8 protein-coding genes are annotated in these 11,319 nt (G+C 62.3%); 6 read left to right on the top strand and 2 right to left on the bottom strand.

Annotation, left to right across the window (positions count from 1 at the left end; translation table 11 throughout):
* Positions 1 to 1,157 (top strand): N,N-dimethylformamidase beta subunit family domain-containing protein (locus CFE35_RS22325; protein WP_366557172.1); only part of this gene is annotated, 1,157 nt, incomplete at its 5' end.
* A gap of 47 nt (positions 1,158 to 1,204) precedes the next feature.
* Here CFE35_RS22325 and CFE35_RS22320 read toward each other — a convergent pair.
* Complete coding sequence (locus tag CFE35_RS22320) at positions 1,205 to 1,864, bottom strand: lytic transglycosylase domain-containing protein (protein WP_292934055.1); 660 nt, start codon at positions 1,862 to 1,864, stop codon at positions 1,205 to 1,207.
* A 125-nt stretch (positions 1,865 to 1,989) separates the two neighbouring features.
* Between CFE35_RS22320 and CFE35_RS22315 the strand changes: the two genes are divergently transcribed.
* Both CFE35_RS22315 and CFE35_RS22310 read left to right on the top strand, forming a co-directional pair.
* Complete coding sequence (locus tag CFE35_RS22315; protein ID WP_292934053.1) at positions 1,990 to 2,886, top strand: toprim domain-containing protein; 897 nt, start codon at positions 1,990 to 1,992, stop codon at positions 2,884 to 2,886.
* Between the two features lie 72 nt (positions 2,887 to 2,958).
* The gene (locus CFE35_RS22310; RefSeq protein ID WP_292934051.1) at positions 2,959 to 7,194 is read left to right on the top strand and encodes a strawberry notch-like NTP hydrolase domain-containing protein; all 4,236 of its coding nucleotides are present in this window, start codon (positions 2,959 to 2,961) and stop codon (positions 7,192 to 7,194) included.
* Between the two features lie 18 nt (positions 7,195 to 7,212).
* Here the strand turns inward: CFE35_RS22310 and CFE35_RS22305 are convergent, their stop codons facing one another.
* Positions 7,213 to 7,461: a helix-turn-helix transcriptional regulator gene (locus tag CFE35_RS22305; RefSeq protein ID WP_292934049.1), complete on the bottom strand. Its 249-nt coding sequence runs from the start codon at positions 7,459 to 7,461 to the stop codon at positions 7,213 to 7,215.
* Positions 7,462 to 7,568: 107 nt separating this feature from the next.
* Here CFE35_RS22305 and CFE35_RS22300 point away from each other — a divergent pair, with 107 nt between their 5' ends.
* The 3 genes from CFE35_RS22300 to CFE35_RS22290 form a co-directional block, all read left to right on the top strand.
* Positions 7,569 to 8,831, top strand: a complete 1,263-nt coding sequence (locus tag CFE35_RS22300; RefSeq protein WP_292934048.1) for a Fic family protein — start codon at positions 7,569 to 7,571, stop codon at positions 8,829 to 8,831.
* A gap of 156 nt (positions 8,832 to 8,987) precedes the next feature.
* A complete protein-coding gene (locus tag CFE35_RS22295; protein WP_292934046.1) occupies positions 8,988 to 11,006 on the top strand; it encodes a ParB/RepB/Spo0J family partition protein in 2,019 nt (672 codons plus the stop codon).
* A 159-nt stretch (positions 11,007 to 11,165) separates the two neighbouring features.
* Positions 11,166 to 11,319: ArdC family protein (locus CFE35_RS22290; RefSeq protein WP_292934057.1), on the top strand; the 154-nt coding region annotated here is incomplete at its 3' end.

The following is an 11,319-nucleotide window of genomic DNA, read 5'->3' as shown; positions in this document are numbered from 1 at the left end:
CGCTGGAGCGCCCAAAACGCGAAAGGAAAAAGCCACCACTTGACCCATCCCTGCACCGCGGGGCACCATATCCACCCGGGTCACTTCTCGATGAAAATCCCGGGTCAACTCTCAGCGGAAATCAACAGACTGGCGTGCCACTCGTATTGACCGAGCGCGAGGCGAAAGCACGGGCGGCGCGGTCGTTTGGGTTATCAACTTACGATACCCATGTTGATGGTGCCGGGGTGTGCTTCTCGTCATGGCGCCGTCCAATCAGAAATATGCGTCCGCGTTTCCGTATGGAAAGCCTCCGCACGGCTTGGGCATTCCCTGCTGATTTATCGCTTATCTGGTGGCTCGACCATATCGACTGCGAATATGACGTCATAACAGACCACGATCTCGATGCCGAAGGTCAATTAGCACTTGATCCCTATAAGGCGGTCATCACTTCGACTCATCCAGAGTACCATTCCCAAAAGATGATGGATGGGTTGGAGGGCTACCTCGGCAGTGGGGGTAAACTGCTTTATCTTGGAGGGAACGGATTTTACTGGGTCACTGAGGCTCGAGAGGAGGAGCCATGGTGCATCGAGATTCGTCGGCTGAATAGCGGGATTCGTGCGTGGGAGGGTAAATGCGGTGAGGGACACCTTGTAACTACAGGGCAAAGGAGCGGCCTCTGGCGCGACCGAGGCCGCCCCCCGCAAAAAATGGTGGGCGTCGGATTCACGACGGAAGGTATGGACAAAAGCGAGCCGTTTGAGCGTTTGTCGGATAGTTACGATCCCGAGGTTTCCTGGATTTTTGACGGGATCGGCGAGGATGAGTTGATTGGAAATTTTGGGCTCGGCTTAGGTGGCGCCGCTGGTCTCGAGATGGATCGATATGATCTCGCTTTGGGGACCCCGCCGCACACGCGATTGCTCTGCTCGTCGTTCGGGCATTCAGACGCATATCCTATGGTGCCTGAGGACATGCTGATCACGATGCCGGGCTATTGCGGTACTCAAAACCCACTCGTGCGTGCGGACATGACATATTTTACGACCGCAAGTGGTGGAGCCGTCTTTTCCGCGGGGTCAATCGCCTGGAGCCAGGCATTGCCAATCAACAATGGCGACAACAATGTGGCTAGGATAACACTCAATGTAATTGAGGGGTTCATTCGATAGAAGCACTGATTAAATTAATGTAAGTACAACCGAAATTTTGAAACAATTTAGGGTTGCTGGATATTTCGCCAAGCGACAATGACGCGCTGTACATAGTCGGGGGTTTCCATGTTTCTGGGGATTCCCTTAGAAACGCGAACTGCGCTAGGCCCCGCATTGTACGCAGCAATAGCGAGATGGATCGCACCGAATTGGTCAATCATTTGGCGAAGATATTGAGCCGCTCCGATCAGGTTCGCCCGTGCATCGTATGGGTTGGAAACACCAAGTTCGGTGGCTGTTCGAGGCATCAGTTGACCCAGTCCAACTGCTCCTGCCTTGCTTAGCGCTAGCGGGTTGTAGCGGGATTCTGTCCAGATCAGCGCATCGAGCAAACCTCGCGGAAGTGCGTAACGTCGTTCGGCTGCTTGGACGTGCGGGAGATAGAGAGCGCGCCGGAAGTTGCTCCCTAATCTGCTGCTCAAATGTACTTTACTGATTTGGTTATCGGCTGGTCTAGGCGCGAACCCCAAATTCAGGCGCACCGGTGTACGCCAGTTGCCGAGCGTCACCAGCGAAAAGCCGTCCCGCGTGATGTCTGTCGCTACGCCAGGTAGCTGGGTTGGACCGACGGCAATTGGTGTTGGAAGAAGCTCTGCTCCAAACGCGGATCGGGAAAGTGCAAGCGCCGTCAAAGTGAGCAAAATCCAACAAGACAGATGTTTCATGTCCAACCTTTCTCTAGCCGACTCGAGTGAGAACATATATAGAACATATTGCGCAGGAAAGCGCATTTCGAATGGGCGCAGAGCGGAGGCTGCGCGGGCGGTGGCATCCACAATGGAGGTGCCCGATGTCGAATGCCGTCACTACCGATCGACTTGAAATCCGTGCCAAGCAGATTGTCACTGATCTTGGCGGCACGTGGTCGCGCTCGCGCGGCATGTGCTGCTGCCCAGCACATGAAGACCGCACCCCGTCGCTGAGCGTAACGTTAGGCTCGCGGGCGATCCTGTTTCATTGCTTTGCCGGCTGCGCGAACGAAGCCGTTCTGGCCGCGCTGGCGCAGCGGGGCATCAAGCCCGCGAGCTTGTTCGACGGACGATCCGATCCAGTCCGGGCAGTTCGAGCAGACGAAGCGCCCCGGGAGAATGTTAAGCGGCTGTGGCGTGAGGCCGCCTGTCTGACGGGCAGTCTCGCTGAACGCTATCTGGCGCGGCGCGGAATTGTGGCTGGTTCGCCGGATCTGCGCTTCCTGGCGCGAACACCTCTGGGGCCCAAGGGCGCGGTGCGATTCCTGCCAGCGCTGGTCGCGGCCGTCCGCAATGACCTGGGCATCCTCGCGCTCCACCGCACCTTCCTCGACGCCAAAACCGGCAAAGTAGCGAGGTTCGATGGCCCGAAGCGCGCGCTCGGTTCGTTAGGGCGGGGCGCCGTGCGCCTACATGGACCGCGCTGCGGGAAGCTGGGTCTGGCCGAAGGGATCGAGACCGCCCTGTCTGCGAAACAGCTGTCTGGCATTCCTTGCTGGGCGACGCTTGGCACCGAGCGCTTCGGGCAGGTCGCGATCCCAGAGAGCGTGACCGAAGTCCACCTCTTCATTGATCACGATGCCGGAGGCATGCAGGCTGAAGCCCGCGCGCGAGCTGCCTACACGCGGGAGGGGCGCATCATCCTGACGCATCGGCCGCCGCAGCAGGGAACCGACTTCAACGATGTGCTTGTGGCAGGTCAGGCATTCGAGGTCTGACGGCCAAGAGAGGGGAGGGGGCCTTGAGCCTTTCGAGACCTGCATGGCGCGGGTTTCGTCAGGAGGCTTCGCATGTCCACTCTCCCCGTTCTCGCCTTGCCCTTTGCCGGCCAACCCATTGTTCTCTCGCTCGCGCAGGCCCTTGCAGACCGTTTGGCCCGGTCCGAGGCCATTACGCGTGCGGTCCTCAACGCTGAGCTTTCCGCCCATTTTGGCGGCAGCGATGCTGCTGGCCGCTGGTCTGTGCATGATGCCCACGCCGCACTCGAACTCACGCAAGTCATTTGGCTGCAGGATCAGTCGGCGCTGGGCCTGCACACGAGCCCATTCGCTGCCGCGGAACTCTTCGCGCTCCTCGAAGCCTCGGTGCCGCGCCAGACCACGCGCAGCGACGAGCAGATCGAACTCCAGCAGTTCGCGACCCCGCCGCGACTTGCCTGGCTAGCGGCACGCGCCTGTGGCATCGCGCGCGGCGATTTCGTCCTTGAGCCTTCCGCCGGAACCGGCATGCTGGCGGTATGGGCGGACAAGGCGGGCGCACGGCTTGCCCTCAACGAGATCTCCGCGCTGCGGCGGGATTGTCTTAGTCACCTGTTCCCAAGGGCCAGCATTACGGGCCACGACGCAGAACTGATCGACGACCTTTTGGGCGCGGCGCCCCGGCCAGCGGTGGTGCTGATGAACCCGCCCTACTCTTGGGGCGCAGAGCGCGGTCATGACGGCCGCACGGGTGCGCGGCACTTGCGTTCGGCATGGAACCGCCTTGCCCCTGGCGGACGGCTAACCGCGATCATGCCGGAGTGGTTCGACATTGGCCGGTTCTTGAGCCGCATGTCCGGCCCGGCGGCGCTGCGCCTCAACGTCGCCATTGAGCGCGGGTTTTTGGGCCAAGGTACTTCGATCACCACGCGGCTGCTGGTGCTCGACAAGGTGGATGCTGTCACCGAACCGGTCATCGCTCGAACCTTAGATTTTGCGGAACTGTGCGCTCTGGTGGATGCCGTGCCTGCTCGCGCCACAGGACCAGCCGTGGCGGCAACGTCGCTTCGTCCTCTCAGAGTACTGCCTTTGCTGCGCCCGGGGCTCCGTCCATCGCCAGTGGCAGCAAAGCCAACTGCCGCACGGGAAGCGGCCGCATCGGTTGTCTGCAAAGCGCTCGATGTGCCTGCCCCGACGCCAGAACAAGTTGGTCACTATTTGCCTTATCGGCCCAGTCGAATCGAGATTGCAGGCGCAGCAGACCACCCCACACCGCTGGTGGAGTCGGTCGCGATGGGCTCGATAACAGCTCCAGTGCCCACCATAGTGCCAAAGCTGCCCGGCGGGGTCGTATCGCGCGGGCTGCTCTCGGCAGCGCAGATCGAGACGCTCGTCTACGCTGTCAGTGCCCATGCACGCGACTTGCCCGGCCTGTTTGCGCCCGAGGACAAAGGCTGCACGCTCAAGGCCAGCGCGGAAGGCAAAGCCTACCGCATGGGTTATTTCTTGGGCGATGGCACCGGCGCTGGCAAAGGACGCCAGGTTGCCAGCGTCATTCTCGATCGCTGGGTCCAAGGCGGGCGCCGCCATATCTGGATATCGAAGAACGAGGCGCTGCTCGAAGACGCACGCCGCGACTGGTCTGCACTCGGCGGCTTGCCGATCGACATCCAGCCGCTCGCGACCTGGAAGCTCGGCAGCCCTGTCACGATGCAGGAGGGCATCCTGTTCGTGACCTACCCGACGCTGCGCTCGGGCCGCGCTGATGCCACTCGGCTCGATCAGATCCTCGTCTGGGCAGGTGAGGACTTCGACGGCGTGATCGTCTTCGATGAAGCACACGCGATGGCCAATGCTGCGGGCGGCGAAGGTTCGCGTGGCAAAACCAAGGGCTCGGAACAAGGTGTCGCTGGGGTACGCCTCCAGAACCTGCTGCCACGAGCACGTGTGCTCTATGCGTCGGCGACTGGAGCGTCGGACGTGAACAACCTCGCCTACGCGACACGGCTCGGCCTCTGGGGACCGGAGACGGCCTTTGCCACCCGCGAGGAGTTCGTCACCGACATCCGCGCAGGCGGAATTGCTGCGATGGAACTCGTTGCCCGCGATCTGAAGGCACTCGGGCTCTATACCGCGCGGGCACTTTCGTTTGCCGGTGTCGAATACGAGATCCTCGAGCATCACCTGAGCGCAGATCAGATCGCGGTCTACGATGCCTATGCTGATGCCTGGGCGATCATCCACGCCAATCTGCGCGATGCGCTCGAGGCCACGCGAATCGTCGATTGTGAAACGGGCGGCACGCTCAACAGCGGAGCGAAATCGGCTGCGCTCTCGGTTTTTGAAGGCACCAAGCAGCGCTTCTTCGCGCAGCTTCTGCTGTCGATGAAGCTGCCGAGCCTGCTCCCGGCAATCAATGCGGCGCTGCATGAAGGCCATGCGGTCGTTGTGCAACTGGTCTCCACGGCCGAGGCCATGCTTGACCGCCGCCTCGCCGATCTGTCCGATGAAGAACGCGAAGCGTTGGAGATCGACCTTTCGCCCCGTGAATACGTGGTCGACTACCTCATGAAGAGCTTCCCCGTGCGGCTGATGGCCGTCTTCACCGACGAGAACGGCAATCCGCGCTCCGAGCCGATGAGTGATGAACACGGCGCACCCGTGCTGTGCCAGTCAGCGCTTGCCGCGCGCGAGCGCATGGTCGAGCAGCTCTGCGCGCTACCGCCGATCGCCACCGCGCTCGATGCGATCATCGAACGCTTCGGTACCGACAAGGTCGCTGAAGTGACTGGCCGCACCAAGCGGCTCGTCGTCGGACCTGACGGGCGCCAGAAGCTGCAGTCGCGCACCCCGCGTGCCAACCTTGCCGAGACTCAGGCGTTCATGGATGGCGACAAGCGTATCCTCGTCTTCTCGGATGCCGGCGGCACCGGGCGCAGCTACCATGCGGATCTTGCCGCCACGAACCAGGCCCGCCGCGTCCACTTTCTGCTCGAACCAGGCTGGCGGGCCGATGCTGCGATCCAGGGCCTTGGGCGAACCAACCGCACCAATCAGGCCTCAGCGCCTCTCTTCCGCCCGGTCACGACCGACGTGCGCGGCGAGCGCCGCTTCATCTCCACGATCGCGCGCAGGCTCGACAGCCTGGGAGCCCTGACCCGGGGACAGCGCCAGACCGGTGGGCAGAACCTGTTTGATCCAGCGGACAATCTGGAGAGCATCTATGCCAAGGAAGCGCTCAACCGTTGGTTCGGCCTCCTGTTCATGGGTAAGCTCGAAGCGGTCGGGCTGGCGCGGTTTCAGGATCTGACCGGGCTCAGGATCGAGAGCGCCGATGGCGGAATGGTCGACGACCTCCCCACGATCCAGCGCTGGCTAAACCGAATCCTTGCCCTGCCGATCGCCTTGCAAAACGGGATTTTCGATGAGTTTCTGGGATTGGTGGAAGCGCGGATCGATGCGGCAAGAGCAGCAGGGACGCTCGATCTCGGGCTCGAGACCATTGCTGTCGAAAGCTTCGAGATACTGTCCGACACCTTGCTGCGGACCGACAGCGTGTCTGGTGCCACAACCCACCTGCTGGAACTGGAGATTGCCCGTGCGCTCAAGCCTGTGACGCTTGATCGGCTTGGTCAACTCGAAGGTACATCCGGCAGCCGTCGGCGGCTGATGTGCAATTCGCGCTCGGGCAGGGCGGCGTTGGTGGTGCCAGCGCGCAGCTTGCTTGCCGATGACGGGAGCCGCATCACGCGCCACGAACTGGTGCGCCCGTTGAAGCGTGGATACCTGTCCGCCGATCAGCTGGCAGAGAGCAACTGGGAGCCGGTCGATGAGCACGCCTTCCGCACCGCATGGCAGGCCGAGGTCGACGAAGCGCTGTCTTCGCTGAAACGCCAGCGCCTGCACCTCGCAACGGGCCTGCTGCTACCCGTCTGGGACAGGCTTCCGGCCGATTACGTCCGGGTCAGCCGGATCTCCGCCAGCGACGGACGGTCGCTGTTGGGGAGGGAAGTCCCGCTCCATGCTGTCGCAGACATTTGCGGCGCGCTGGGACTTGATGCCGCTCCGCAAATCGCACCGGACGACCTCGTGCGGGCTGTACTCTCCAGCGGGAGGCCGATGGCAGTCAAGGCTCGCGAAGCGCTCATGCTCAAGCGAAGCCTCGTCAATGGCGCGAAGCGGCTTGAACTGACCGGTTGGTCTGCGAGCCGGCTTGACTGGTACAAGGCCCAAGGCTGCTTCACCGAGATCATCCGCTTCCAGACCCGGCTGTTCGTTCCGCTCGAGGGAGCTGCCGCAGTGCTGACGAGAATTACCTTGGACTCATAGGTCCTGATACCCGCCAAGCTAGAAGACATCCGCGATGTCCTTGCCGTCCTTGCGGCGCGGCATGACTTGCAGATCAAGGTCAAGGATTGCGATCACGCTGAGGAGCGTGTCGAGCTTTGTTCCCGGGCTTCCGGTTTCTATGGCCGAGATCGTTTTCTGCTGCTTGCCGATCAGGCTGGCTAGCTGCGTCTGGGTCATTTTGCGCTCTAGGCGCGTGCTCTTCACGAACGCGCCAAGTTGGTTGGGCAGTCTGATGATCTGATCCAAGGGACACTCCATCTATAGGGTTATACCCTATAGGGGATGGATCGACCGTATGCCGTAGTGGGTATAAGTGAGCTAGCTACCGTCGAGCTCAGATGCGGGCATCGGATTTGACGATCGTCTGTGATCATCAATGCAGCTTGGTGTGGACAAAACCCGGTTTCGCGATCATCAAGCAGTTTAGCCATCTACAGACGATCATCAAAGGAAATGCCAGCGGTGCACTTACCTCAGATGATGGTCCAGGGGAGACGCCGTTGCCTGTTGCCTACCATGAGGGACGTTTTCCTCCAGCCAGACTTGATCTCGAAGCCCTGTTTCCCTTGGTTGGGCCGGCCAACGCTGCGATTGCGCGCTACGAGGGTGTCCTCGCAGGCATCCCCAATCCCGATATCCTTCTCTCACCCCTAACCGCCCGTGAAGCTGTCCTATCCAGCAAGATCGAAGGAACGCAGGTGACCCTGGGCGAGGTCCTGGAGTTCGAGGCACAGGGACATCTTTTTGACGAAAGCACGCCAAAAAAGGCGGACGCCCGCGAAGTACTGAACTACCGCGCTGCTTTGCGCGAAGCGGAAAGCCTCATGGCGCAGCTGCCGCTATCTCAGCGGCTGATCAAGGCGACGCACTGCGTTCTTATGGATGGCGTCCGTGGCCGGAACAAGGACCCCGGCGAGTACCGCCGTATCCCCAACTGGATCGGGCCTGAGGGATGCACGATCGAGCAAGCCCGTTTCGTGCCGCCCGGAGCTGATCGCATCGACGATGCGATGGCACGCTGGGAAGCCTACATTCACGCAGCATCACCCGACCGTTTGGTGCAGCTCGCTATCGTGCATGCCGAATTTGAATCGATCCACCCATTCCTTGATGGAAACGGGCGCATCGGACGGCTGATCATTCCGCTTTTCCTCTACGCGCACGGGCAACTCTCCCGGCCAAACTTCTATCTCTCCGAGTATCTTGAGGCCAATCGGGACGAGTACTACGACCGCATGCTGGCAATATCCCGCGACGATGACTGGAGCGGGTGGGTGGTGTTTTTCTTGCGTGGCATCATTGCCCAGGCCGATGCCAATACGAGCAAAGCACAGGCGATCCTTGCGCTTCATCAGGACAAACGTGATCGGGTCGTGGAAATCACCCACTCGCAATATGCGGTGCGGGCACTCGATTGGATTTTCCAGCGTCCCATTTTCAAGACGCCGGACTTCATCGCTTCGGCGCAGATTCCGCCGGCAACGGCGCGGAAGATCGTCCGGGATTTGCGCGACAATGGCCTGCTGCGCGAACTGGTGCCAGCTGCAGGGCGTGCACCAGCGACGCTGGTATTCTCCGAACTGCTCAACATTGCCGAAGGGCGGGAGGCCTTCTGACTGAAGGCAGCAGCGCTCCAGCATTTCGCTCGAGTTGCAGTGCATACGCCAGCAAGGCTGGCAAACCATGAGAGGGGAGGGGGCTTTGCCCTGATTGAGCCAGTTTGGCGCCGGTGGTCGGCACGAACGAACGGCTCGCAGTCAGGAGTGAAGCCAATGTTTCAGACAATCCCTCTCGGCAAGCTTGTCGCCTCTCCGCGCAATGTTCGCCGTCATACCGATGCCGCTGCCGATGCTGAACTCAAGGCCAGCATTGCCGCACATGGCTTGCTGCAGAACCTCGTGGTCCGTGCCGCGCCCAAGGGCCGGTTCGAAGTCGAGGCCGGTGAACGCCGCCGCCGCGCGATGCTCGCGCTGGTCGACGACAAGGTGCTGCCGCGCGACCATCAGGTCACCTGCCTCGTGCTCAGCGCCGACAACGAGGCCGCGCCCGAGGCGAGCCTCGCGGAGAACTTCCACCGCCTCGCCATGAACCCCGCCGATGAAGCGCAGGCCTTTGCTGCGCTGATCGAGGGTGGCGCGACGACCGAACAGGTCGCTCGCCGCTTTGGCCTCACGGTGCGCTTCGTCGAAGGGCGCCTGCGGCTCGCAACGCTGGCTCCGGTGGTCTTCGAGGCGCTCGCTGCGGGTGAAATCACGCTCGACATGGCCAAAGCCTATGGCGCGACTTCGGACCAGCAGATCCAGGCCCGCGTCTTTGGCGAGATCTTGGGTGCCTACTACGCACCGAATGCGGACAGCATCCGGCGGATGGTGCTCACCGGAACGGTGCGCGGCAACGATCCCCGCGCCAAGCTGATCGGCCGCGAGGCATACCTTTCGGCGGGCGGGCGCATCGAACGCGAACTGTTCGACGATGCCGATACCGAGACTTGGCTCGATGTCACGTTGCTGGAAACCCTGGCTGCGGCAAAGATGGAAGAGGAAGCCCGCGCGCTCGCTGCGGAGCACGGCGTGGCGTGGGTCAAGCCGACGCTCGATCCTTACGCCAGCCACGATCTGGTCGAGGGTCTTGTGCGCCTGCCGGCAGAGCCTGCGCCGCTCAGCGAGGCCGAAGTCGCGCGGTTGGAAGAGCTCGACGCTTCGTGGGATGAACACGCTGCGATCCTCGAGGACGAGGATAGCGCGCCAGAAGCGGTCGAAGCAGCCGAGGCCGCAATTGCGGCAATCGAACGCGAGACGCAGGACATCCGCAGCCGCAAGCCGGTCCTGCCTGAGGAGCAGAAGGGTTCGGCAGGCATGATCCTCACGCTCTCGCGCGAGGGCACGCCCGTCCTGCAGCCTGTCTTCTACGGCGAACGGGAAGAGACGGCGCCGGGCGATGGCGATGGCATCGAAGTGGTCAGCTCCGAGGGCGAGGGGGGAGCACGTCGCGCGACCCTCTCGCGGCGGCTTGTCGACGAACTCGCGATGCAGCGCCGCGATGTGCTCGCGCTGCACCTGGCATCGGACCCTGCGCTCGCACTCGACGTTGTGGTCTTCACCCTTGCCGATGCCGACAGCCACGACTGGCACTCGCGCACGGCCTCGACCATCCGCGGCGGCGTGCCGAGCGGTCCTATCGTCGGGTTCGAGCCTGTCGATGCAGCGGCGACCGGCGCACTTGCCGAGCTCCGCTCAGCGCTTGATGAAACTTGGCGCGCCGGATCTGATCAGCGTGAACGCTTCGATCGGTTCCGGGCTCTTGGCGATGAGGCCCGTGCGGCCTGGCTGGGACATGTCGTTGCGCGCTCACTTGAGGCCAGCCTCAATATGAGCGGCGAGCGCCGGATCCCGTTCCAGGATCACCTCGGCGCGCTGATCGGGATCGATATCGCGCAGTGGTGGCGGCCGACAGCGGCGAACTTCTTCGACCGCGTGCCCAAGCAGGTCATTCTCGAGGCGCTCGGCGAAGTGGGCGGTGCGGAACTCGCAGCGCGCTACGTCTCGGTCAAGAAAGCGGATCTGGCGGCCAGCGCCGAGCGCATCTTTGCCGGAGCGACGATTGCCGAAGTCGCGGAACGCGAACGCGCGCTGGCCTGGGTGCCCGATGTCATGCGGTTCCCATCCCATGCGGCGCAATGCGAACTGGTCGCGCCGTCCGAACCGCTGCCCGGTGAACTGCACAGCGATGGTTGTGACGCCGAACCAGAGCCCCAACAAGCCGATGAGTCCCCCCGCGATCTGGCAGCCTGACCTCCTCCTGACAGGCTGACAGTCATGGGTCCTCGAAGCCGTCCCTCGGGCACATCCCGAGGGGCGGCTTCTTCTTTTTGGCCAGAGGAGAGGAGGCGCCCTTTGGGGCGGAAGCCGTGGGCAGGAGCGCCCACGGGGATACCGATCAGGAAAAGCCCCATGACCAAGTTTCGTTCTCGCGAGCGTAGTGCCATCTCGCCCGCCGCGCGCATCACCCAGGAAATCATCGCTCGGCTCGAAGCTGGAACCAAGCCCTGGGTCCAGCCCTGGCGCGGTGTGCCGGTCTCGCGGCCCTTGCGGGCCTGCGGGATTC

It is taken from the genome of Novosphingobium sp. PASSN1, assembly GCF_002278815.1.
Note: the sequence above shows the minus strand (reverse complement) of the source record. Positions and strands in the feature narration are given on the sequence as shown.

Bases quoted from the DNA above. Each gene is read 5' to 3' on its own strand.
- CFE35_RS22320 (WP_292934055.1), bottom strand. From the start codon at position 1,864: ATGAAACATCTGTCTTGTTGGATTTTGCTCACTTTGACGGCGCTTGCA.
- CFE35_RS22310 (WP_292934051.1), top strand. From the start codon at position 2,959: ATGTCCACTCTCCCCGTTCTCGCCTTGCCCTTTGCCGGCCAACCCATT.
- CFE35_RS22295 (WP_292934046.1), top strand. From the start codon at position 8,988: ATGTTTCAGACAATCCCTCTCGGCAAGCTTGTCGCCTCTCCGCGCAAT.
- CFE35_RS22315 (WP_292934053.1), top strand. From the start codon at position 1,990: ATGTCGAATGCCGTCACTACCGATCGACTTGAAATCCGTGCCAAGCAG.